The organism is Nocardia sp. NRRL S-836 (genome assembly GCF_001279525.1).
Taxonomy (GTDB): Bacteria; Actinomycetota; Actinomycetes; order Mycobacteriales; family Pseudonocardiaceae; genus Lentzea.
This window is the reverse complement of the sequence record NZ_LGDY01000096.1, coordinates 91,499-113,118: the sequence shown is the minus strand read 5'-3', so window position 1 is coordinate 113,118 and position 21,620 is coordinate 91,499. Positions and strand designations below refer to the sequence as shown.

23 protein-coding genes are annotated in these 21,620 nt (G+C 70.3%); 14 read left to right on the top strand and 9 right to left on the bottom strand.

Features of this window, described 5'->3' with window-relative positions:
- Positions 1–1,073: 1,073 nt before the first annotated feature.
- Positions 1,074–1,616: a DUF305 domain-containing protein gene (locus ADL03_RS18695; RefSeq protein ID WP_053734762.1), complete on the bottom strand. Its 543-nt coding sequence runs from the start codon at positions 1,614–1,616 to the stop codon at positions 1,074–1,076.
- 71 nt (positions 1,617–1,687) lie between these two features.
- Positions 1,688–2,083 carry a hypothetical protein gene (locus ADL03_RS18690; protein WP_053734761.1) on the bottom strand — a complete coding sequence of 132 codons (396 nt, stop codon included), beginning with the start codon at positions 2,081–2,083 and terminating at the stop codon, positions 1,688–1,690.
- Positions 2,084–2,405: 322 nt separating this feature from the next.
- On the opposite strand from ADL03_RS18690, the gene ADL03_RS18685 reads away from it, so the two are divergent.
- Entirely contained in the window at positions 2,406–3,149 is a 744-nt protein-coding gene (locus ADL03_RS18685) for a lytic polysaccharide monooxygenase (RefSeq protein WP_053734760.1), read from the top strand.
- Positions 3,150–3,153: 4 nt separating this feature from the next.
- Positions 3,154–3,762, top strand: a complete 609-nt coding sequence (locus tag ADL03_RS18680; protein ID WP_063798631.1) for a DUF305 domain-containing protein — start codon at positions 3,154–3,156, stop codon at positions 3,760–3,762.
- Between the two features lie 57 nt (positions 3,763–3,819).
- Here ADL03_RS18680 and ADL03_RS18675 read toward each other — a convergent pair whose 3' ends face one another.
- Both ADL03_RS18675 and ADL03_RS18670 read right to left on the bottom strand, forming a co-directional pair.
- Positions 3,820–6,420 (bottom strand): BTAD domain-containing putative transcriptional regulator, encoded by a 2,601-nt coding sequence (locus ADL03_RS18675; RefSeq protein WP_053734758.1) that lies wholly within the window; start codon positions 6,418–6,420, stop codon positions 3,820–3,822.
- A gap of 12 nt (positions 6,421–6,432) precedes the next feature.
- Positions 6,433–7,194 (bottom strand): AraC family transcriptional regulator, encoded by a 762-nt coding sequence (locus ADL03_RS18670; protein WP_053734757.1) that lies wholly within the window; start codon positions 7,192–7,194, stop codon positions 6,433–6,435.
- 50 nt (positions 7,195–7,244) lie between these two features.
- Here ADL03_RS18670 and ADL03_RS18665 point away from each other — a divergent pair, with 50 nt between their 5' ends.
- Genes ADL03_RS18665 through ADL03_RS18655 form a run of 3 tightly spaced genes read left to right on the top strand, consistent with a single transcriptional unit; the run spans position 7,245 to position 9,479 of the window.
- A complete protein-coding gene (locus ADL03_RS18665; protein ID WP_231641991.1) occupies positions 7,245–7,643 on the top strand; it encodes a DUF2000 domain-containing protein in 399 nt (132 codons plus the stop codon).
- A gap of 23 nt (positions 7,644–7,666) precedes the next feature.
- Positions 7,667–8,245: a Pr6Pr family membrane protein gene (locus ADL03_RS18660; RefSeq protein WP_053734756.1), complete on the top strand. Its 579-nt coding sequence runs from the start codon at positions 7,667–7,669 to the stop codon at positions 8,243–8,245.
- Positions 8,246–8,273: 28 nt separating this feature from the next.
- Complete coding sequence (locus ADL03_RS18655) at positions 8,274–9,479, top strand: MFS transporter (protein ID WP_053734755.1); 1,206 nt, start codon at positions 8,274–8,276, stop codon at positions 9,477–9,479.
- Here the strand turns inward: ADL03_RS18655 and ADL03_RS18650 are convergent.
- From ADL03_RS18650 to ADL03_RS18640, 3 genes are all read right to left on the bottom strand, one after another.
- Positions 9,389–10,213: an alpha/beta fold hydrolase gene (locus ADL03_RS18650; RefSeq protein ID WP_053734754.1), complete on the bottom strand. Its 825-nt coding sequence runs from the start codon at positions 10,211–10,213 to the stop codon at positions 9,389–9,391. The genes ADL03_RS18655 and ADL03_RS18650 overlap by 91 nt on opposite strands.
- Positions 10,210–10,893: an SRPBCC domain-containing protein gene (locus ADL03_RS18645; protein WP_053734753.1), complete on the bottom strand. Its 684-nt coding sequence runs from the start codon at positions 10,891–10,893 to the stop codon at positions 10,210–10,212. The genes ADL03_RS18650 and ADL03_RS18645 overlap by 4 nt, the downstream gene beginning before the upstream one ends.
- A 303-nt stretch (positions 10,894–11,196) precedes the next feature.
- Positions 11,197–11,430 (bottom strand): zinc-ribbon domain-containing protein, encoded by a 234-nt coding sequence (locus ADL03_RS18640; protein WP_053734752.1) that lies wholly within the window; start codon positions 11,428–11,430, stop codon positions 11,197–11,199.
- Between the two features lie 86 nt (positions 11,431–11,516).
- Between ADL03_RS18640 and ADL03_RS18635 the strand changes: the two genes are divergently transcribed.
- From ADL03_RS18635 to ADL03_RS18605, 8 genes are all read left to right on the top strand, one after another.
- Positions 11,517–12,023, top strand: coding sequence for a GNAT family N-acetyltransferase (locus ADL03_RS18635; RefSeq protein WP_053734751.1), 507 nt, complete (start codon positions 11,517–11,519; stop codon positions 12,021–12,023).
- A 26-nt stretch (positions 12,024–12,049) separates the two neighbouring features.
- Complete coding sequence (locus tag ADL03_RS18630) at positions 12,050–12,658, top strand: nucleotidyltransferase family protein (protein WP_231641989.1); 609 nt, start codon at positions 12,050–12,052, stop codon at positions 12,656–12,658.
- Positions 12,621–12,869 carry a BON domain-containing protein gene (locus tag ADL03_RS49650; protein WP_053734749.1) on the top strand — a complete coding sequence of 83 codons (249 nt, stop codon included), beginning with the start codon at positions 12,621–12,623 and terminating at the stop codon, positions 12,867–12,869. The genes ADL03_RS18630 and ADL03_RS49650 overlap by 38 nt, the downstream gene beginning before the upstream one ends.
- Positions 12,866–13,588, top strand: coding sequence for a metallophosphoesterase (locus ADL03_RS18620; protein ID WP_053734748.1), 723 nt, complete (start codon positions 12,866–12,868; stop codon positions 13,586–13,588). Before ADL03_RS49650 ends, ADL03_RS18620 begins: the two co-directional genes overlap by 4 nt.
- Positions 13,585–15,345, top strand: a complete 1,761-nt coding sequence (locus ADL03_RS18615; protein WP_053734747.1) for a thiamine pyrophosphate-requiring protein — start codon at positions 13,585–13,587, stop codon at positions 15,343–15,345. Before ADL03_RS18620 ends, ADL03_RS18615 begins: the two co-directional genes overlap by 4 nt.
- Positions 15,342–16,292 (top strand): TIGR03557 family F420-dependent LLM class oxidoreductase, encoded by a 951-nt coding sequence (locus ADL03_RS18610; protein ID WP_053734746.1) that lies wholly within the window; start codon positions 15,342–15,344, stop codon positions 16,290–16,292. Before ADL03_RS18615 ends, ADL03_RS18610 begins: the two co-directional genes overlap by 4 nt.
- 357 nt (positions 16,293–16,649) lie before the next feature.
- Entirely contained in the window at positions 16,650–16,790 is a 141-nt protein-coding gene (locus tag ADL03_RS47160; RefSeq protein WP_157528918.1) for a hypothetical protein, read from the top strand.
- 210 nt (positions 16,791–17,000) lie between these two features.
- A complete protein-coding gene (locus ADL03_RS18605; protein ID WP_197288441.1) occupies positions 17,001–17,654 on the top strand; it encodes a DUF6766 family protein in 654 nt (217 codons plus the stop codon).
- A 556-nt stretch (positions 17,655–18,210) separates the two neighbouring features.
- On the opposite strand, the gene tuf is transcribed toward ADL03_RS18605, so the two are convergent.
- Together tuf and ADL03_RS18595 are read right to left on the bottom strand one after the other, a co-directional pair.
- On the bottom strand, positions 18,211–19,392 hold the full coding sequence (gene tuf / locus ADL03_RS18600; protein ID WP_053734744.1) for an elongation factor Tu: 1,182 nt from the start codon (positions 19,390–19,392) through the stop codon (positions 18,211–18,213).
- Positions 19,393–19,600: 208 nt separating this feature from the next.
- Complete coding sequence (locus tag ADL03_RS18595) at positions 19,601–20,473, bottom strand: LysR family transcriptional regulator (RefSeq protein ID WP_053734743.1); 873 nt, start codon at positions 20,471–20,473, stop codon at positions 19,601–19,603.
- Positions 20,474–20,543: 70 nt separating this feature from the next.
- Here ADL03_RS18595 and ADL03_RS18590 point away from each other — a divergent pair, with 70 nt between their 5' ends.
- The gene (locus ADL03_RS18590; protein ID WP_053734742.1) at positions 20,544–21,581 is read left to right on the top strand and encodes an FAD-binding oxidoreductase; all 1,038 of its coding nucleotides are present in this window, start codon (positions 20,544–20,546) and stop codon (positions 21,579–21,581) included.
- The last annotated feature ends 39 nt before the right edge of the window (positions 21,582–21,620 follow it).

Sequence of the window (21,620 nt, the reverse complement as noted above, 5' to 3'; positions counted from 1 at the left end):
GTCCGTGGGCTGTCGTCTTGGGTGCGGGGTTGGGTTGGGTCCGTGCGTCTGTCGCCTTGGGTGCGGGGTTGGGTTGCGTCCGTTTGTCTGTCGCCTTGGGTGGGTGGTCTTGCAGGCAGGGACGACGTTCGGGGTTCATCGCCGCTTCGCGACGATTGCGATTGGGGCTTGACTTCGAGCCTCTTGCGGGGCGATGAGTCGGCCTTAAAAGGCCGGGCATAAGGGAGCCCGGCCGATCCCTACCAGGGTATCGCCCCGCCCTCAAAGTCAAGCCCCAATCGCAGGTCAAAGGGCTAGTCACCGCTACCCGTCAAGGGAAGGTAGATACGTCTCGCTTCGCTCGATAGGCGTGAACTGCCTGAGGCGAGGGAGGTTCGTCTCGCTTCGCTCGACGGGTGTGACCGTGCATGAAGGGAGATTGATACGCGTCGGGTCAGGCTGCCTGATCCGACGCCCGCCCGCCTCGGGGCTACGCCCGTCCAGCTACGCCCGTCCAGCTACGCCCGCCTCGGCTACATCCGTCCAGCCACGTCCGTCGAGCCCAGCCCCGCCCAGCCTTGGCCGTCCAGCCTCGGCCCCACTCCAGTCCCGGCCGCCCAGCCCGGCTGCCCATTCACATCCGCCCATTCACATCCGCCCATTCACATCCGCCCAGTCACGTGCGGTCGGCTGCGCCCGTCCCGGCTACGTCCGCCCGACCCTGGCAACCCAGCCCTGGCAACCCAGCACTGGCCTCAGCTTGCCCGCGCCCGGAAATGGCCGTCCGAAACTGTCAGACCCCATCACTAGCCTGGGTCGCGGGGGAGCCAAAACCGAAGGGGACCCCTGCGCAAGCCTGCAAACGACGCGGTGGCGGGTGCACGGCGCAACCAGCCGCCGCGCACCCGCCACCAAGTACGTCCGGCGTCGAGCGCGTCTCCACCGACCGCCGCTGACTGCGTGTCCACCGCCAAGCCGCCACCAGCGGCCCAGCGGCCTCAGCGGCCCAGCAGCCAGCAGCCAGCAGCCAGCAGCATCAGCAGCATCAGCACCCCAGCACCCCAGCACCCCAGCAGCCCAGAGGCCGGTCAGCGTCAGGACTTCTGCTTCGCGCTGATCTGGTCCAGCACCTCGGTCTGCGACACGATGATCTTGCCTGCCAGCGCCTTCGAACCGATGTGCACACCGGTCGTCTGGGCGTCCTTCGCCATGTCGACGCCGCTGCGGAGGTGGCGGGACAGGGTGGCGAGGTACAGCGTGTCGAACTGGGTGCCTTGTGCGGCCTTGAGGCCCTCCACGTCCTTGGCCGTCATCATCCCGGCCATCTTGTGGGTGCCGTTCGGGTCGTCGCCGGGGATGGGGATGTTCCAGGTGCGCAGGTAGGTGGACATCTGCTCGATCTCGCCCGCTTCGGCGGTGGAGATCTTGTCGGCCACGTCGATGACGAACGGGTCCTTCGAGCGTTCCACGGCGAGTTTCGAGATCTCGATGGTTTGGCGGTGGTGCGGGATCATGCGCAGTGAGAACGTCGCATCCGCCTCGTTGGCCGCGGGTTCGCCGGAGCTGCCTCCGCCGAACATCGAACAGCCCGTCAGCGCTAGCAGACCCAGCACCATGATGAGCAGGCGCGCACGCATGAAGCCTCCCGTCCTCGGTTCCCTGCCGAGGGATACGGGCGGGTGTTCTGTCCGGTTCAGCGGAAGTTCTGTCACCTCACCTGTTCGGCGACCGCGTTCACCACGTCCGGGTGGCCGAGGGGCAGGGGTGCGGGGATGCGGTCGTCTGAGGTGTCGTCGCTGCGGGCGATGACCCGGGCGAACGGGGCGGAGACCTCGGTTTCCGGGTCCACCAGCAGGACCGAGTTCACGAGGTGTTCGTGGCCGCGGACCAGGTCGACGACGTCGGCTGCGATGGGGCCGCTGCACACCACGTCGAGGCGGGCCGGGGCCGTGTCGTCGCGGTGGGCGGTGAGCACCTTGTCCACTGTGGACTGCCAGCCTGGCGCGGCCGGCACGCGCAGCCACACGATGCGCAGGGTGTCGGTGAGCGTGCGCCAGGTGGCGGGGATGCCGTCGTGCAGGGCCTCGCCGGCTGGATCGATCACGAGGATCGTTGGGGCGCCTGCGGGTCCGTCGACCACTACGCCGGGACCGGTGGCTCGGGCTGGCTCGTCGAAATCGCGCATGACGGTGGGATTACCCATCCGGCGGCGGATTAGTCGGCCGACAGGACCAGTTGTGCGAGTGGACCTGTGGGTGGGGAACTCGTCCCGGTTCGCTGCCCGTGACTCCTTGACCACTTTCTGAACTCCGGTTTATGGTCTAGACCACACCGAAACCCGATCGGCGAGCGATCAGAACGCCGCCGGTTCCCGCCCCCTGCAACGGGGTCAACCCCGCCTGGGAACGATCCAAGGAGTTCGGACGATGAAACTCACCCGCAAAGCGGCGCTCGTCATGGCCGCGGTCCCCGCAATCGTGTTCATCACCCCTGTCGGTTCGGCGAGCGCGCACGGGTACGTGTCGTCGCCGCCGAGCCGTTCGGCGCAGTGTGCGCAGAAGACCGTTCCGTGTGGTGCGCCCACGTACGAGCCGCAGAGCGCTGAAGGGCCCAAGGGCCTGATGAACTGCAACGGCGCTCGTGGCGACTTCGACGAGCTGAACGACGACAACAAGGGCTGGAAGGCGACCAGCACCGGCACCAGCCTGACGGTGTCCTGGACGTTCACCGCCCGCCACAAGACGCGCGACTACGAGTACTACATCAACGGCTCGCGCGTCGCGTACGTCAACGGCAACAACGCGGCGCCGGTCGACCCGGTCCGGCACACGCTCAACCTGAACGGCTTCTCCGGCCGCCAGAAGATCTTCGCGATCTGGAACATCGCCGACACCGGTGCCGCGTTCTACTCCTGCATCGACGTCAACGTCGGTGGCGGCACGACCCCGCCGCCCACCACGACGCCGCCCACCACGACGCAGCCGCCCACCACGACCACGGCCCCGCCGACCACGCAGCCGCCCGCGGGTGGCACGTGGGCGCCGAACACGGCGTACGCGACGGGTGCGCAGGTCACCTACGGCGGTTCGACGTACCGCTGCCGGCAGCCGCACACGTCGCTGGTCGGCTGGGAGCCGCCGAACGCGGCCGCGCTGTGGGAGAAGATCTGATCCGATGAGGCGCCTGGTGATCGCGGTGGCGGTCCTGGCGCTGGCGGGGTGCGGCGGAGGTGACGCCATCGTGCCGGAGGCCCAGCAACACGGCCACGGGCACGGTGCGGCGACCTCCGCCGCACCACCTCCCGCTGCCAGCGCGAGGTTCAACGACGCGGACGTGATGTTCGCGCAGATGATGGTCGCCCACCTGCAGCAGGGCATCGACCTCGCGCAGGTGGCGAAGGCAATGGCCACCAAGCCGAAGGTGAAGGAGCTCGCGGGCGCGGTCGACGCGACGCAGCGCGAGGAGCTCGAGATGCTCAGGGGCTGGCTGAAGCTCTGGGGCAAACCCGAGCAGCCGTCGAGCGACCCGAACGTGCACGCCGCGCACGGCGGCATGCCGTTGCTCGACGCCAAGGTCATCAGCGAGGTCAAGGACAGGAGCAAGGAGGAGTTCGACCTCGCCTACCTCAACCTGATGACCGGCCACCAGGGCGGCGCCGTCGAGATGGCGCAGACGGAGCTGAAGGACGGCTCCAACCCGGAGACCACGGCCTACGCCGAACGGGTGCGCGACTCGCGGTCGGGTCAGATCCAGCAGATGCTGACGTTGATCAACGAACAGTAGGTGGTCGGCGGCCCGGTGTTGCCTGCCGGGCCACGGACCCGAGGGCCGCCACGGCGATCAAGCTCCCCGACCACGCCTCAGCTCGCTGAGCGCCGCTTCGACGTGCTGCTTGGCGTTGGCGTGCATCCACCCGAAGCCGAGCTCCTGGCCGGCGGCCACCAACAACCGCTCGGCCTCGGCCGGGTCGCCCTTGCGGCGCGCGATCTCCGCCAGGCCCGCGCAGGCCAGCGCCCTGGTCGTCGCGAGACCCGCGTGCGTCGCCAGGTCCAGGGCCGTGCGGTAGTCGTGTTCGGCCGCGTCCTGGTCGAGGTCGAGCAACCGGTCCGCGCGCCGCGTGCGCAGTTCGGCCAGCTCCTCCTGGGCGCCCAGCTCGCCGACGGCCCGCAACGCCTCGTCGGTCAGCGCGAGGGCCTCGTGCGGGTCCTCGGTGAGGGTGGCCAGCACGTCGAGGACCTGGGCCGCGCCCCAGCGTTCGCCCAGGTCCTGGAACCGCCGCAGCGCCTCGCGAGACCGTTCGACCGCCTTGGCCCGGTCGCCGTGCAGGGTCCACTCGGTGTAGGCGTTGCTGAACGCGATCAGGCCCTGGACCCACGGGTCGGTGCTGCGCTCGACCTCCTCCTGCAAGGAGGTGCGAGGTGCGTCCGGCTCGGGCGGGCCGGCCAGCATCGCCCACGCGATCAGCACGAACGGCTGGCGGATCGGGCCGTGCAGCCGCTCCAGGACGCCGCGCACGCGTTCCGGGTCGGCCAGTGCCAGCAGGATCGCGTAGTCCTCGCTGACCTGCTCGGGCACCCGGTCGAGGAGCGTGCGCGCGGTGGCTTCGACCTCGTTGCGGCTGCCCTTCAGGTACAGGTACCACGACAGGTCGCTGAACAGCCGCAACGCCTCGGCGGGCGCGTGCAGGGTGGTCCACGTCAGCGCCTGCAGCAGGTTCGCGTGCTCCGCGCTGAGCCGGGCGAGCCAGCGCACCTGGTCGCGGCCGCGCAGCTCCGGGCCGGCCCGGCGGGCCAGGGCCGCGAAGTGGGCGGCGTGCTCGGCGTCGACGCGTTTGTGCCGCGCGCAGAACTCGCGGATGGTCTCCAGCATGCGGTAGCGGCCGTCGGCGGCGTCGACCAGCGACTTGTCCACCAACGCCTCCAGCACCTCGAGGTCGTGCCCGCCCACCTCCTCCACGGCGTCGAGCGCGGCGCCGCCGCTGAACGTGGCGAGGGCCGCGGCGAGGTCGCGTTCGTCCTCCGTCAGCAGGTCCCAGCTCCACTCCACGACGGCGCGCAACGTCTGGTGGCGGGGTGCGGCGGCGCGGTTCCCCTTGGTGAGCAACCGGAACCGGTCGCTCAACCGCCGGGAGATGTCCTCGGTCGTGAGCGTGCGGACGCGCGCGGCGGCCAGCTCGATCGCGAGGGGGAGGCCGTCGAGCTCACGGCAGATGCTCTCGGTGTGCTCGTCCGGGGTGAACGCCGGGTTCACGGCCCTCGCGCGCTGCACGAACAGCGTCACGCTCTGCTCGGGGTCCAGTGGCGGCACCGGGCACAGCGTCTCGCCGGTGATGCCGAGCGCCTCCCGGCTGGTCGCGATGATCCGCAGCCGCGGGCACGTGCTGAGCAGGTGCTGGGCGAGTGCCGCCGCCTGCACGACCACGTGCTCGCAGTTGTCGAGGACCAGCTGGGCCGCGCGGTCCTTCAGCGCCAGCGTCAGCCGCTCCTCCGGTGGCAGCACGGTTTCCTTGAGGCCCAACGCCTGCAACGTCGCCGCCGCGACCTCCCGCACCGGTGCGAGGTCCACGAAGACGGCGTCCTCGTCCGCCGCCCGCAGCGCGAGCCGGGTCTTGCCGGCACCGCCGGGACCGGTGAGCGTGATCAACCGGGCCGCGCCCAGCCCCGCGATCCGGTCCAGCTCCGCCTGCCTGCCCACGAAACTCGTGAGCTGCGCGGGCAGTTCGCGCTGGGACTGGCCGCGCAGCAGCTGCACGTGCACTGCCCGCAGCTCGGCCGACGGGTCGGTGCCGAGCTCCTCCGCCAGCACCGCGCGGGCGTCCTCGAACGCCTGCAACGCCTCCGCCTGCCGGCCCTGCTGGTGCAGCGCCTGCATCAGGAAGCCGCGCAACCGTTCGTCCAGCGGGTGCTGCCGCACGAGGTCCTGGATCTCCGCCACGTCCGCCCGGTGCAACCGGATCCGCGCGGCGATCAGGTCGTGCGAGGCGGCTTGTCGTTGCCGCTCAAGGCGTTCCGCGTGCCCGGCCGCGGTCGTGCCGGCCAGCGCCGGTCCACGCCACAACGCCAGCGCCTCGGCCAGCACCGTCTCCGCCGCCTGCGGGTCACCCTGCTCCAACGCCTGCCGCCCGGCCGCCGCCAGCGCAGCGAACCGGTGCGCGTCAACGCTTTCCGGTGCCAGCGCCAACCGGTAGCCGGCCGGGTGGAGCTCGACCAGCCCGGCCACCCCGAGCGCCCGGCGCAGCCGGGAGACCTGACCCTGCAACGCGTTCGCCGCGTCCGCCGGTGGGTCCTCGCCGTACAGCTCGTCGATCAGCCGGTCGACGGGCACGACCTCGCCCGCCCGCAACGCCAGCAGCGCGAGGAGGGTGCGCGGCCGCGGACCGCCCACCTGGATCTTGCCCTCCGCGGCGTGCGCTTCCACCGGGCCGAGGATGTCGACGTGCACCGGGTGATTCTGTCAGCGCGCGAACCGGCCGGGGCTGGTACCGAGCACACGCCGGAAATGCCGGGTCAGGTGCGACTGGTCGTGGAACCCGGCCAGCACCGCCGCCTCGGCCGCGGGACGCCCGTCCAGCAGGTGCCGGCGGGCCAGGTCGACCCGCCGGCCGGTCAGGTAGCGGTGCGGCGGCAGCCCGAACCGCCGGCTGAACGCGCGCACCAGGTGCGTGGGGCTGGTCTGCAGCTTCGCCGCCGCCTCCGCCAGCGTGATGCCGCCGGGTAGGGAGGCGTCGAGCAGCTCGCGCAACCGGTCGGCCAGCGTCGGGTCGGCGAACACCTGCGGTGCGGTGCCCGCGAGGTGGTGCGTGATCCGCTCGGTGATCAACGCCAGCCGGCTCTGCGCCTCCAGCGGCTCGTCGAGCACCAAATGCAGCTGGTGCACCCGCTGCCGCAGCAACGGGTCGACCAGCATCGGGGTGTCGACCGACCTGCCGACCAGTCCCGCGGGCAGGACGTCACCGTCGAGGTACAGCACGCGCTTGCGGAACCCCGACGCGTGCGCGGACCGGCCGTCGTGCGGCACGTGCGGCGGCAGCAGCGTCACGCCGTCGACCAGCGCGCCGTGCTCGTGCCGGTCCAGCTCGTAGCGCACCGCACCGGTGTCTATCAGCAACAACGTCCACGCGTCGTGCGTGTGCGCCGGGTAGACGTGGGTGGTGAACTCGGCGTGGAAGACCTCCCGGATGCCCTCCACCGCCGGGCGCCAGGCGGTGCTGCCCATGTCAGGAACGTACAAGACCGCACGCCGTGGCACCCGCGATGGTGGACGCCATGTTCGACACCAAGATCGCTGTTCTGCTGCGGGACGACCTGGCCTCCTGGCAGGCGCTGAACGTCACCGCCTTCCTCGTCAGCGGCCTCCCGCAGGAGCTGCGCGGAGAGCCCTACGTCGACGCCGACGACGTGACCTACCTGTCGATGTTCGGCCAGCCCGTGGTGGTCCTGCAGGGCGACAGGGACCTGCTCACCAAGGCCCACGGCCGTGTGCTGGCCCGCAACCAGCTCGTGTCGATCTTCACGGCCGACCTGTTCGCCACCGGCAACGACGCCGACAACCGGGCCGCTGTGCGCAAGGTGCACACCCAGGACCTCGACCTCGTCGGCATGGCGGTGCACGGCCGGAAGAACGCCGTGGACAAGATCGTCAAGGGTGCCCGGATGCACCCCTGATCGATCCGGGTTCTAATTCCAGCGTGATCAGACTGCTCCGCACGGCCGTGTTCCTGCTGGTGCTTTCAGCCGAGGTGTACCTGGTCGTGGTGCTGGGCGACCGGTTCCGCGGGGTCAACCACTTCAGCTACTTCACGGTGCTGTCGAACCTGTTCGCGGCCTGCGTGGCGGTACTGGGGGTGTTCCGGCCGGTGTCGGCGCAGCTGCGTGGCGCCGCCGTGCTCTACATGGCCACCACGGGCATCGTCTACACGATGCTGCTCAGGGACGTCGACGTGCAGACACCGGCGTACGCCGACTGGGTCCTGCACGTCGTCGTCCCGGTCCTCGTCGTCGTCGAGTGGGTTCTCCGGCCGGAGAAGACGGCACGGCCGTGGACGTGGCTGGCGTTCCCGCTGGCCTACCTGGTGTACACGCTGGTCAGGGGCCCGGTAGTGCACTGGTACCCGTACCCGTTCATCGACCCGCGGCCACACGGCTACGGCGCCGTGGCGGTGAACTGCCTGCTCGTGGCGTTCATGTTCATCGTGCTGGCCTATGCGGTCTCGTGGGTCGGCACGAAATTGGCCCAAAGAAGCAGTGCGGTCTTGTCCTACGACTAGGGCCAATCGCCGCCATACGGTCGTGAACATGACCCGGCGACTCGCATATGCCCAGCTCACGAACTCCATCGGCGACGGCGGTTTCCTCGTCTGCTCCGCCCTCTACTTCACGCTCGTGGTCGGCCTGAGCCCGGCGCAGGTCGGGCTCGGCCTCACCGTCGCGTGGGGTGTCGGCGCGGCGGCCGGTGTCGCACTCGGCTCGCTCGCCGACCGGTGGGGGCCGCGCACCACCGCCGTCGTGCTGGCCGTGCTGACCGCGGCGAGCATCGCGGTCCTGCTCGGCACGCGCGACCACCTGGTGTTCGTGCTGGTCATGTGCCTGTACGCGAGCTGCCAGAGCGGGCTGCAGGCGGCGCGGCAGGCGTTGCTCGCGGGCCTGACGACACCCGAGGAACGCACGCGGGTCCGGGCACGCATCCAGGCCACGGCCAACGCGGGCATCGCGATCGGCGCGGCGGCGGGCGGGTTCGCGTTGCACCTCGGCACGGAGATCGCCTACACGGCCGTGTTCGCGCTGGACGCGCTGAGCTTCCTCACGGCGGCGGCGATCCTCGTGACGTTGCCGGAGACGACGATGACCCGCACCACGGGCCGGTTCGACGTGCTGAGGGACCGGCCGTACGCGCTGGTCATGCTGATCAACGCGGTGATGCTGCTGTACATGCCGCTGCTCAGCCTGGTCATCCCGCTGTGGATCGTGCAGCGCACCGAGGCGCCGACGTGGCTCGCGGCCGCGCTGCTGGTGCTCAACACCGCGGCCGTCGTGCTGTTCCAGGTGCGGATCGCCCGGCGTGCCACCGGTCTCGCGCGGGCCTCGAAGCTCGTGCGGCACGCCGGGCTGGTCATGCTGGCGTCCTGCGTCGTCTTCGCGGCCACGGCGTTCAGCATCGGCGCCTGGCCCGCGGCGGCGTTGCTGGTCGCCGCCGCCGCGTTGCAGGTGCTCGGCGAGATGATGCTCGCCTCCGGCGCGTGGGAGATCAGCTTCTCCCTCGCCCCGCCCGACCGGCAGGGCCAGTACCAGGGCTTCTTCGGCACCGGCACGGCGGTCGCGCGCATGGTCGGACCCGCGCTGCTCACGACCGTCGTGCTCGGGTGGGGGAGCGTGGGCTGGCTCCTGGTCGGCGGCCTGTTCGTGCTGGCCGGCTACGCGATGGGGCCGGCGGTGCGCTGGGCCCGCGAGAAGAACTCGACCAGCTCCGGTGCGACGACCGACGACCTGTACATGTGCGTCTGACCGGGCAGCGTCCGGTGCTCGGCGCCCTCGACGACCTCCGCGACGTTCTTCATGGCGTTGCGGAGGTACACGGGCGACTTGCCGCCGTCCATCACGAGCGTCGGCACCTCCACCTGCCAGCGGCCGGTGGGCAGCTTCTCGCCGCGGCCGTCGTCGCCCAGCAGCGCCAGGTCCCACGGCAGCGTGTGCGCCACGGCCTTGAGCTTCTTCCACACCGGGGTCAGCTTCATGACCGCGACGGCGAAACCGGGCGTACCGACGAGCTTCATGAACGACGCCACCGCACCGGACCGGTCGCCGCGCGCGATGAGCCCCTCCAGCGTCCGCACGTAGTCCGCCGGACGCGCCGGGTAGGTGTCGTCCACGACGAACGGCGCCTCGTAGACCGCCAGACGGGTGATCGACGGCAGCCGGGACGCGGCTTCGAGGGCGAGCACCGCGCCGGAGGACACACCGAAGACGAACGCCGTGCCGCCGGCCTCCCTGATGATCGCGTCGATGTCCTCGACCTCGCGCTCCAGCGACCACGGCGTGGCGCCGTCACCGGTCTCGCCCCGGCCGCGGCGGTCGTAGGTGTGGACGGTGAAGTCCTTGTCCAGCACGGACGCCAGCTCGGTCGTCGGGCCGAACCTGCGGTGGCACAGGGCGCCGTCCACGAGGACCAGCGCCGGTCCGGAACCGGTGACGGAGCAGGCGATCTCCGTGCCGTCGGCCGAGGTCGTGAAGCGGGTCATCTCGTCTCTCCCAGGGTGGTGTCGAGCCAGCGCTGCCAGTCCTGTTCGGACTCGTCGCCCGCGAAGACGTGGTGTGCGGCGATCATCGGGCCGTGGAACCCGCGCAGGAAGCGGTACATGCCGTTCTGGGTGCGCAGGCCCAGGGTGTGCGAGTTGCGGTGGTACTCGACCGCGCCGGGGAGCCGGTCGGCCAGGCCGTCCGCGAGCCTGCGCCAGGCCTCGTCCCAGTCGGTGACCGCCGGGCCGAAGACCGTGAGGGGCCGTGCGGTGCGGCCGGCGAAGTGGTGCAGGTACTCGACCAGCGTGCGCCAGAACAGCGCGCCGCCCAGCCGCATCGCCTCGTACTCGTCCGCCCAGTCGTCGCCGGGCAGGAAGCCGCTGGTGACCATCCGCAGCACCGTGCTGCCGTGGTCGCGGCCCTCGATCATGAACTCGTAGGCGATGAACCGGCCGTCCTCGGCCTTGCCGCTGTCGTGCACGAAGTGCTTCGGCGGGTCGCACGCGGTGACCTCCGAGTTGAGCCTGAGCCCACCGAAGGACAGCGTGACCTGGCCGTTCTCGACCTCGCTGCGGCCCATGAACCACGAGTCGATGCCCGGCCCCGTCGCGATCGCGGCCCAGACGTCCTCGACCGACGCCGGTACCTCGACCTGCTCGGTGCCTTCGAACGCGTGCCCCATGGCTCCTCCTTCGCGGTGATGCTCCCATCCTGCTGCCGAAAGTTCTCCTCGTCAAGACAGTTTGGTTCGTCTTGACAAAAATATTTGTCGGAGGCTGCGCGCGTAGGCTCGGGGAATGGCTGGTGAGCGGGCTGATGATGCCGACGGCGTTCCCGGACACCTCGCCGGGGACCGCGCTGCTCTACCCGGTCGTGACGACCGGTCGGCCGCGGACGTCGGTGAGACCGCGTGTTTCCTCGACCTGGTCTGCCCCGAGTGCGGGCGCGTCACCACCGATGCCGGCGCGCCCGGCTGCGCCGCCTGTCAGACGCCCGCGCCCAGCTGATGCGCGTGGGCCGAGCTGATGTCGTACGCCACGCCGCAGAACGTGCACTGCATCCCGTACTTCTTGCTGATCGTGAACAGCGGGATGAAGAAGATCGTGGGCTTCGTGACCCTGCGCGTGAGGCTGTGCGCGGCCTGGTGACCGCAGTGGCCGCACACCAGCGTCAGCATCACGAGCTGCTGGACCGTCGTTCGCCAGCCGAAGATGACCATCCGCACTCCCTGGGTCGGTTCACCTCTTGGACGTCCGGCGGGCCCGTTGAGTTGCAGCCGGCCCGGCATCTTCAGAAGGTGGACAGGTGACCGACCTGCTGCGGCCGTGGCTGCCCGACGACGCTCCGGTGCTGCTGGCCGCCGCCCGTGAGCCGCTGGTGGACCACCAGTTCACGACCGCGATCACCTCGCTGGAGGACGCGGTCGCCTGGATCGACCTGCTCGCCACGAGCCGGGTGGACGACACGGCGTACGCGTTCGCGGTGCTGTCGGACGGCGTGCCGGTCGGGAACATCACCGTGTCGAGCGTGGACCGGCGGCACCTGACCGGGTGGGTGTCGTACTGGGTGCGGTCGTCGGCACGCGGCCGCGGCCTCGCGACGCGGGCCTGCCGCGAGGTGAGCGACTGGGCGTTCGGCGAGCTGGGCCTGTTCCGGCTGGAGCTGGCGCACCGGACCGACAACCTCGCGTCGTGCCGGGTGGCGCTCGGTGCCGGGTACGCGGTGGAGGGGGTCGAACGGGCGCGGCTGCTCTACGACGGCGAGCGGTTCGACGCGGAACGGCACGCGCGGCTCGCGACCGACCGGGTCTGATCGAGTTCGAGGTTCACCCCGCGGACATGCGGGTAACCGCTGGCATGAGCGACGTGCAGGACGAGCTGCTGCGGACGCTGACAAAAGTCGCGAACGCCTTACGCAGCGCCGAAATTCCGTTCGCCCTGACCGGCGGGTGCGCCGGCTACGCGCGCGGTGGCCCGGCGAGTGAGCACGACGTCGACCTGCTCGTGCGAGAGCAGGACGCCACCGAGGCCGTGCGGGTGCTGGTGTCACGAGGGCTGCGGGCCGCGGAACCGCCGGAAGACTGGCTGTTGAAGGTCTACGACGGCGACTCGCTGGTGGACCTGCTGTTCCGGCCCAACGAGCGGCCGGTCACCGAGGAGATCCTCGCGATGGCCGAGGAGCTGCCGGTCGGGTCGGTGGTGCTGCCGGTGATGCCGGCGACGTACGTGCTGACCAGCAAGCTGCTGGTGCTGGACGGCCACCGGTGCGACTTCAGCGAGCTGCTGCCGTTCGCCCGCGCGCTCAGGGAGCAGATCGACTGGCAGCAGGTGCGGGACGACACCAAGAACTCCCCGTACGCGGAGGCGTTCCTGGTGCTGATCGAACGCCTGGACATCATCGGGAGGGACCATGAGCTCCGAGCAGTACCTCGCGGCGAATCTGCGTAGGGCGGTCGCCGAGGACCCGAGAACGGCCGAGCTCGGCGTGCGGGTGACCGTGCGCGGGGACCACGTGATGCTCTCCGGCGATGTCGCGTGCGCGGACCGCAGGGCCGCGCTGGAAGAGGTGCTGCACGAGGCGGCACCCGAGCTGACGATCCTCAACGACGTGCGCGTGACACCGGCCGGTGAACCGGAAGGTGAGGAGGACCTGCGATGATCCGCATCGCCGCCGTCGGTGACGTGCACCTGGGCGAGGACATGCGCGGCCGGCTGAGGCCCGCGTTGGAGAAGGTCGGCGAGCACGCCGACGTCCTGCTGCTCGCCGGCGACCTGACCCGGCACGGCACGGTCGCGGAGGCCGAGGTCGTCGCCGACGAGTTCGCCGACCTGCCGGTGCCCGTGGTCGCCGTGCTGGGCAACCACGACCACCAGGACGACAAACCGCTCGAAGTCACCAAGACGTTGCAGGACAAGGGCCTCCACGTCCTGGAGGGCACGACCTTCGAGACCCGCATCAACGGCTGCACGCTCGGCGTCGCCGGAGTGAAGGGCTTCGGCGGAGGCTTCGCCGGCAAGTGCGGCAGCGCGTTCGGCGAACGCGAGATGAAGGCGTTCATCCAGCACACCTGCGACATCGCGGCAACGCTGGAGAGCGCACTGTCCGAACTGGACACCGACATCAAGGTGGCACTGACGCACTACGCGCCGGTACCGGACACGTTGCGCGGCGAGCCGCCGGAGATCTACCCGTTCCTCGGCTCGTACCTGCTCGGCGAGGCCATCGACAAGACCGGCACGCACCTCGCGATCCACGGCCACGCGCACTTCGGCACCGAACAGGGCATGACGCCCGGCGGGGTGCGGGTGCGCAACGTCGCCCAGCCGATCATCCGCTCGGCCTACACCGTGTACGTGCTGGAAGGCGCCTCCGCATGACGACCGTCGGCGACTTCATCGTGCAACGCCTGCGCGACTGGAAGGTCGCGCAGGTGTTCGCGTACCCCGGCGACGGCATCAACGGGATCGTGGCCGCGTTCGGCAAGGCGGACGACGACCCGAGGTTCATCCAGACCCGGCACGAGGAGATGGCCGCGTTCGCCGCCGTCGGCTACGCGAAGTTCAGCGACGACGTCGGCGTCTGCCTGGCCACCTCCGGTCCCGGGGCGATCCACCTGCTCAACGGGCTGTACGACGCGAAGCTCGACCACGTGCCGGTCGTCGCGATCGTCGGCCAGACCGCCCGCACCGCACTGGGTGGCAGCTACCAGCAGGAAGTCGACCTGCACTCGTTGTTCCGCGACGTCGCCGCGTTCCTGGTCGACGTCACCGTGCCCGAGCAGCTGCCCAACGCGCTGGACCGCGCGTTCCGCACCGCTGCCGCCGAGCGCGCGCCGGCCGTGCTGATCATCCCGAACGACGTGCAGGAGCAGGACTACGCGGCGCCCAAGCACGAGTTCAAGTACATCCCGTCGAGCCCGCCGTCCCGGCCGTCGTCCACCGTCGTGCCGGCCACCGACGAGGTGCGGCGCGCCGCCGAGGTGCTGAACAGCGGCTCGAAGGTCGCCGTGCTGATCGGCCAGGGCGCACGCGGCGCCGCCGAGGAGGTGCGGGAGGTCGCCGACCTGCTCGGCGCGGGCGTCGCGAAGGCGTTGCTGGGCAAGGACGTGCTGCCCGACGACCTGCCGTTCGTCACCGGCTCGATCGGGCTGCTCGGCACCCGGCCGAGCTACGAGATGATGCGCGACTGCGACCGGTTGCTGATCATCGGATCGAACTTCCCCTACTCGCAGTACCTGCCGAAGCCCGGAACGGCCCGCGGCGTGCAGATCGACCTCGCCGGCAGCACGATCGGCATGCGCTACCCGACCGAGGTCAACCTGGTCGGTGACGCCCGCGAGACGCTGCGTGCGCTCATCCCGTTGCTCGACCGGAAGGACGACCGCTCCTGGCGTCAGACGATCGAGCAGAACGTCACCCGTTGGTGGGAGGTCGTGGAACGGCAGGCACTCGTACCCGCCGAGCCGGTCAACCCCATGCGGATCGTGCACGAGCTGTCCGAACGGTTGCCGCACAACGCGATCGTCACCGCCGACTCCGGTTCCGCGACGAACTGGTACGCCCGCAACCTCAAGATCCGCGGCGACGTGCGGTCCTCGTTGTCCGGCACGCTCGCCACAATGGGCTGCGCCGTGCCGTACGCCCTGGGCGCCGCGTTCGCCCAACCCGACCGCCCGCTGATCGCGCTCGTCGGCGACGGCGCCATGCAGATGAACGGCATGGCGGAGCTGCTCACGTTGCGGCACCACGACATCCGGTGCATCGTGTGCGTGTTCCACAACAACGACCTGAACCAGGTCACGTGGGAACTGCGCGCGATGGGAGGTGCCCCGAAGTTCGAGCCGTCCCAGACCCTCCCGGACCTCTCGTACGCGCAGTACGCGCGTTCGATCGGCCTGCAGGGCATCGAGGTCGACGACCCCGACCAGCTCGGCCCGGCCTGGGAGACGGCACTCGCGTACGCCGGCACGACCGTGCTCGACGTGCGCTGCGACCCGAACGTCCCGCCGATCCCGCCGCACGCGACGTTCGACCAGCTCAAGGACATGACCGAGGCGGTGCTGCGCGGCGACCCGGACGCCTGGGGCGTCATGGCGCGCGGCCTGCGAACCAAGATCCAGGAGTTGCTGCCGTGAAGCTCGGCTACTTCCTTTCCTCAGAAGAACACGGCCCGCGCGAGCTGGTCCGCAACGCCCGCCTGGCCGACCAGCACGGCTTCGAGGCGCTGTGGATCTCCGACCACTACCACCCGTGGAACGACGAACAGGGCCAGTCCCCGTTCGTCTGGAGCACCATCGGCGCACTGTCCGAAGCCGTCACGCTGCCGATCACCACAGCCGTGACCTGCCCGACCGTCCGCATCCACCCGGCCGTCATCGCCCAGGCCGCCGCCACCGCCGCGGTCCAGTGCGAGGGCCGTTTCGTGCTCGGCGTCGGCAGCGGCGAGGCCCTGAACGAACACGTCCTCGGCGACCGCTGGCCGTCCGCCGACGTGCGCCTGGAAATGCTGGAGGAGGCCATCGGCCTCATCCGCGCGCTGCACAAGGGCGACGAGGTCACCCACCACGGCAAGCACTACACCGTGGAGAACGCCCGCATCTACACCCTCCCCGAACAGCCGGTGCCGATCTACGTCTCCGCGTTCGGCCCCAAGGCCGTCAGCCTCGCGGCCCGCACCGGCGACGGCTACATGTGCGTCGGCCCCTCCGGCGACCTGGTGGAGAAGTACCGCTCCGAAGGCGGCCGCGGCCCGGCCCAAAGCGGCCTGAAGGTCTGCTACGCCCGCTCCCAGGACGACGCCGTCGCCACCGCACACCGCCTGTGGCCCAACGACGGCCTGCCCGGCGAGCTCGCCCAGGTCCTGCCGACCCCGCGCCACTTCGAACAGGCCTCACAGCTCGTCACGCCCGAGATGATCCGCGACGCGATCCCCTGCGGCCCCGACCCAGAGCCGTACGCGGAGAAGATCAAGGAGTTCGCCGAGGCCGGGTTCGACGAGGTCTACGTGCAGCAGATCGGGCCCGACCAGCAGGAGTTCTTCGAGTTCTGGGCCAAGGAGGTCGTGCCGCTCATCCAGGATTAGCCGCCTTTGGGGCTTGTCGTTTGTGGAGGTTCGGCGAGCCCCAGGGGTATGTTGCTTGGCGGTGTTTGGTGGCGGACGCGGGTCGGCTGCAACGTCGGCGTGCTTGGCGTGTCCTGCAACGGCACTCTGCCCAACGCCGCCGCGGCCGTACCCGGGGTCCCGCGGCTGGCTTCGGGGCGTGTTTGCTCGTCGGGGTTCCGCGGGCTCCGGGGTGTGTGGCTTGTCGGGGTTCGGTGGTGGCGCAGGCCGGGCCTCCAGCCTGAAGTCTGGAGGCCGACCTCGCGGCGTGGTGCGCCGGGGTTCAGCAGCGGGCACAGCTCGTGCCGTTTGCCGCGGTTCGGCCGCTGGCTTCGGGACGTGCTCCTCGTCGAGGTTCCGTTGCGGACGCGGATCGCGCCGCTCACCGCGGTTCGGCGGCAGGGTCCGGACGCGCTGCTCGTCGAGGTTCCGTTGCGGACGCGAGTCGCGCCGCTCGCCAAGGTCCGGTGGCGCACGTGAGTCGCGCCGCTCGCCAAGGTCCGGTGGCGCACGCGAGTCGCGTCGCTCGCCGCAATTCGGCGGCAAGCCCAGACCGTGCCGTTCGCCGAAGTTCAGCGCCCGCCCCAGACCATGTTGCTCATCGCGGTCCAGCGCGGCGGACCCGAGCCGCGCTGAACCTCAGGGTTTAGCGGAAAGCCCGCCGGGAACTCCGGTCCAATGAGGAGGTTCTTGCGCGAGCACAGCCTGACGCTCGTCTTCGCCGGGCTCTTCCTCGCCGCGCTGGTCGGCCAGTTCTTCACGGGCCACGCCGACTACAACGAACGTCAAGCCTCGCTGGGCCAGCCGTTGCTGTCCCTCGGCTCCTACCTCGTCTCCGCCGACTTCATCGTCGACGTCGTGGAGAACTGGCAGTCCGAGTACCTCCAGTTCTTCCTCTACGTCTGGGCCACCGTGTGGCTGGTCCAACGCGGCTCCACGGAGTCCAAACCGGCCGACAAGGCCGGCCCGGAAAGCGACGAGGAGCAGCAACTCGGCCGGCACACCACCGAATCCTCCCCGCGGTGGGCCCGCGCGGGCGGCTGGCGCACCGCGCTGTACTCGAAGTCGCTCGGGCTCGCGATGCTCGCGCTGTTCCTGTTCTCCTGGACCGCGCAGTGGATCGCCGGCTGGTTCGCCAACAACTCCGACCCGCTCGCCACGAAGATGAGCCTGCTGGAGTACTTCTTCAGCGCCGACTTCTGGAACCGGTCGCTGCAGAACTGGCAGTCGGAGTTCCTCGCGATCGCGTCGATGGCCATTCTCAGCGTGTACCTGCGGCAGCGCGGATCGCCCGAGTCAAAGCCGGTCGGTGCGGCGCACTCGGTGAGCGACCGGTCGGGGTAGCTGCGCCGGGCTCCCAGGCATGGCTGCGGTGTGGTCGGGCTTGGCTGCGGGTCTGGTCGAGCTTGGCTGCGGTGTGGTCGAGGCTTGACTGCGGCCTGGCCTGGCCTGGCTGCGGTCTGGCCAGGCGTGGTTGGTTGTCCGGTTCGGGCTGACCGACCGAGGCGACGTGCCGCAGCTCCAGTGGTGTGCGCTGAACGGCGGGCCGCTGCTCGGTGACGCGGACTGGCTGCCACACCACCGAGCCGCCCAGCGTTCTCCCCGCCGCCCCGCGCGTTTCCCAATACGGGACGAGCGAGCATCCAGATCCGGACACATCCGCCCTCCTTTCACCCGATCCGGTGACGCACGCCTCGCACGCCGACCAACCAAGAGAAGAGACGCCGGCCCACCCGAATCCGGACACGCTTCACCCGATCGAGCGACCCCGCGCCACCCGCAACCGACCGCCGAAACCCCACTGACCTGCGAAAACGAGAAAGGGTGCGGCAGAGCCTGAAGGCCCCACCACACCCTCCCGAAGGCAGCGCGACCACCTTCTCGGGCCGTCGCCGCCGCCCTAAGCGAGGATCTCGCCGACCGTGCCGGCGCCCACGGTCTTGCCGCCCTCGCGGATCGCGAACCCGAGTCCGGTGTCCATCGCCACCGCCTTGCCGAGTTCCACGGTGACCTCGACGGTGTCCCCTGGCAGGGCCAGCGTCCTGTCGAGCTCGACCACCCCGACGACGTCGCCGGTGCGGAAGTGGAACTGCGGGCGGTAGTTCGTGGCGATGCCCGTGTGCCGGCCGCCCTCGACGTGGGACAGCAGGTACACGGTCGCGCGGAAGCGGGTGTGCGGGGCCACGGTGCCGGGCAGGGCCAGGACCTGGCCGCGCCGGACGTCGCCGCGGCGGACACCGCGCAGCAGGATCGCGGCGTTGTCTCCCGCCTGGGCCTGCTGCATCGGCTTGCCGAAGGTTTCGATGCCGGTCGCCACGGACGTGACGGCCGGGCCGAGGCCGACGACCTCGACCGTGTCGCCGGTGGTGAGCACGCCGCGTTCCACCGCGCCGGTCACGACGGTGCCGCGGCCGGTGATGGTCAGAACGTTCTCGATCGGCATCAGGAACGGGCTGGTGAGGTCCCGCTCCGGCACCGGGACGTGGGTGTCCACGGCCTCCAGTAACGACACGATCGACCGCGTCCACGCCGGGTCGCCCTGCAGCGCGCGCAGGCCCGAGACGCGGACCACCGGAGTGGCGTCGCCGTCGAAACCGTAGCGCGACAACAGGTCACGGATCTCGAGCTCCACCAGGTCGAGGAGCTCGGGGTCGCTGACCGCGTCGGCCTTGTTCAGCGCCACCACCACGTGCGGCACGCCGACGCGCCGCGCGAGGACCACGTGTTCGCGGGTTTGTGGCATGGTGCCGTCCTCGGCGGACACCACCAGGATCGCGCCGTCGAGCTGCGCCGCACCCGTGATCATGTTCTTCACGTAGTCGGCGTGGCCGGGCATGTCGACGTGGGCGTAGTGCCGCGTCGGCGTCTCGTACTCGACGTGCGCGATGTTGATGGTGATGCCGCGGGCCAGCTCCTCCGGGGCGCGGTCGATGCGGTCGAACGCGGTGAAGGCGGTGGCCGACGGGTCCACTTCGGACAGTACCTTGGTGATGGCCGCGGTCAGCGTGGTCTTCCCGTGGTCCACGTGACCCATCGTGCCGATGTTGAGGTGCGGCTTGGCGCGTACGAACTCCTGCTTCATCGTCCTGTTTCCTCGAAAGAACAGCCGGGTTGCCCAGAACCGGTCGACCACCACGACCCTCCTCCAGCGGTCCTGGAGGAACGGACTGGAGAAGGGTCAGAGTCGGGCGCCGGTCAGCTGCGCCGAGGCGACGGCGAGCGCGCCCGCAGGAACACCTGCGAACGTCGCGCACTCAGCCGTCAGGAACATGCCGGAGATCGTGGCAGAACTAAGGATTCGCTGTCACGCGCTTTTCCGCGAGCGCGATCAACGCCCGCGCCGCCGGGCTGTGTGGGCCCTCCGAGCGCCACGCCAGCGCCAACCGGCTCCACGGCACCGGATCCGTGATCCGCACCGCGTGCAGGCCGGACACCATCGACTCCGCCAGGATCGCCGGGCCGAGACCGCGCTGCGCCAGGGTGATCACCATCGGCGGCGCCGACGCCTCGAACGCGATCCGCGGCCGCCGCGGCCCGCAGGCCGCGTCCAGCGCCCCGCGCAGCCCCGTCCCGACCGGCAGGCTGATCAGCCCGCGCTCCAGCAGCTCGTCCAACGTCACGGAATCCCTGCCACACCAGGGATCTGACGACGACACCGCCGCCACGAGCGGCTCGTCGGCCAGCACCCGCACCGTCAGCCCGGCCGGTGTGTCGCCGGCATACCCGACCAGCGCCAGGTCCAGCCGTCCGTCCACAAGCGACTCGATCAGCTCGTCGGAGTTGGCCTCCGCCAACGTGATCTCCACACCCGGATGCGCCGCGTGGAACGCCGACAGCAGCTCCGGCAGGTCCATGATCCCGCACGACACGACCATCCCCACCCGCACGGTGCCGCGCACCAGCCCGGCCAGCTCCTCGACGGTCCGCCGCGCCGACTCCACCGACCCCAGCGCCGCCCGCGCCAGCGGCAGCACCGCCGCGCCCACGTCGGTCAGCGTCACCGCGCGCCCCGACCGGTCCAGCAGGTCGTGGCCCAGCTCGCGCTCCAGCCGCCTGATCTGCGCGCTCACACCGGGCTGGGCGACGTGCACCCGTTCCGCGGCCCGCGTGAACGAGCCCTCCTCCACGACCGCGACGAAGTACTCCAGCTGCCGAAGCTCCATAACCACCGATTATAGAACCGAGCACAACTAGATCTTGGACATATAACCACTGCTCATCCACCCTGGAAACATGCAGATATTCCACCCCGGCGACCCCGGCTACGACGACGAACGCAGCGGCTTCCAGACCGGTCTGCGCCACGAGCCCCAGGTGATCTTCGCCGTGGAGAACGCCGAGGACGTGCGGAAAGCCGTCGAGCACGCCGAGGCCAACGGCCTCCCGTACGAGGTCCAGGCCACCGGTCACGGCCTCACCACGCCGACGACCGGCGTCCTCATCTCCACCAAGCGGATGAACGGCGTCCACGTCGACCCCGCCCAGCGCACCGCCACGGTCGAGGCGGGCGCGCTCTGGCAGCAGGTGATCGACGCGGCCGCTCCGCACGGCCTCGCCCCGCTCAGCGGCGACGCCGGTGACGTCGGCGTGGTCGGCTACACCCTCGGCGGCGGCCACGGACTGCTGGCCCGCGAGTTCGGCCTCGCCCGCGACCGCGTCCGGAGCATGGACAAGATCGGCGAGGTGGTGACGACCCTGGAGTTCGAGCTGCTGCCTGTGAACCAGGTTCACAGCGGGGAGATGTACTTCGACGCGAAACACGCCGAAGCGGTGTTCGACGCGTTTCACCGGTGGGACCTGCCGGACCACGTCACACCGTCGCTCGCGACCATCGCGTTCCCGGACATCCCGGTGCTCCCGGAGCCGCTGAGGGGGCAGAACACCGTCCGCCTCACCTACGCGAGCACCAGGCCGTTCGACATCGACCACCTGAAGGTGGCGCCACGACTCACCGAGGAGTTCGGTGTGAAGCCGTTTCACAGGGCGAGCGGCGGCGAACTCCCGCCACACACCTACCAGGGTGACAACGTGCTGCTCAGCGATCTCCCGGCAGAAGCGCTGCACAGCGTCCGCGAGCGCGCCGCCGGCTCCGACGTGCCGATCTTCCTCGGCCTGCTCCCGCTCAACGACAAGATCAGCCCCGGCGCCACCCACCTGCTCAAGCTGATCTCGCCCCGGCTGCACGTCGAGGACCGGCACGCCGAGGTGTTCGACGCCGTGCGCCCGTACGTCGTCGGCAGGTCGCGCAACTTCCGGTTCGCCGTCGGATGAGCAACGTCACATCGGCCTTGACCACGGTTGTCCACTGTG

What these genes read in the sequence shown, in the direction of transcription:
- ADL03_RS18595 (WP_053734743.1), bottom strand. Translation starts at nt 20,473, where the DNA reads ATGGAGCTTCGGCAGCTGGAGTACTTCGTCGCGGTCGTGGAGGAGGGC.
- ADL03_RS18695 (WP_053734762.1), bottom strand. Translation starts at nt 1,616, where the DNA reads ATGCGTGCGCGCCTGCTCATCATGGTGCTGGGTCTGCTAGCGCTGACG.
- ADL03_RS18620 (WP_053734748.1), top strand. Translation starts at nt 12,866, where the DNA reads ATGATCCGCATCGCCGCCGTCGGTGACGTGCACCTGGGCGAGGACATG.
- ADL03_RS18650 (WP_053734754.1), bottom strand. Translation starts at nt 10,213, where the DNA reads ATGACCCGCTTCACGACCTCGGCCGACGGCACGGAGATCGCCTGCTCC.
- tuf (WP_053734744.1), bottom strand. Translation starts at nt 19,392, where the DNA reads ATGAAGCAGGAGTTCGTACGCGCCAAGCCGCACCTCAACATCGGCACG.
- ADL03_RS18640 (WP_053734752.1), bottom strand. Translation starts at nt 11,430, where the DNA reads ATGGTCATCTTCGGCTGGCGAACGACGGTCCAGCAGCTCGTGATGCTG.
- ADL03_RS18615 (WP_053734747.1), top strand. Translation starts at nt 13,585, where the DNA reads ATGACGACCGTCGGCGACTTCATCGTGCAACGCCTGCGCGACTGGAAG.
- ADL03_RS18645 (WP_053734753.1), bottom strand. Translation starts at nt 10,893, where the DNA reads ATGGGGCACGCGTTCGAAGGCACCGAGCAGGTCGAGGTACCGGCGTCG.
- ADL03_RS18655 (WP_053734755.1), top strand. Translation starts at nt 8,274, where the DNA reads ATGACCCGGCGACTCGCATATGCCCAGCTCACGAACTCCATCGGCGAC.
- ADL03_RS18680 (WP_063798631.1), top strand. Translation starts at nt 3,154, where the DNA reads ATGAGGCGCCTGGTGATCGCGGTGGCGGTCCTGGCGCTGGCGGGGTGC.
- ADL03_RS18630 (WP_231641989.1), top strand. Translation starts at nt 12,050, where the DNA reads ATGCGGGTAACCGCTGGCATGAGCGACGTGCAGGACGAGCTGCTGCGG.
- ADL03_RS18685 (WP_053734760.1), top strand. Translation starts at nt 2,406, where the DNA reads ATGAAACTCACCCGCAAAGCGGCGCTCGTCATGGCCGCGGTCCCCGCA.
- ADL03_RS49650 (WP_053734749.1), top strand. Translation starts at nt 12,621, where the DNA reads ATGAGCTCCGAGCAGTACCTCGCGGCGAATCTGCGTAGGGCGGTCGCC.
- ADL03_RS18665 (WP_231641991.1), top strand. Translation starts at nt 7,245, where the DNA reads ATGTTCGACACCAAGATCGCTGTTCTGCTGCGGGACGACCTGGCCTCC.
- ADL03_RS18670 (WP_053734757.1), bottom strand. Translation starts at nt 7,194, where the DNA reads ATGGGCAGCACCGCCTGGCGCCCGGCGGTGGAGGGCATCCGGGAGGTC.
- ADL03_RS18590 (WP_053734742.1), top strand. Translation starts at nt 20,544, where the DNA reads ATGCAGATATTCCACCCCGGCGACCCCGGCTACGACGACGAACGCAGC.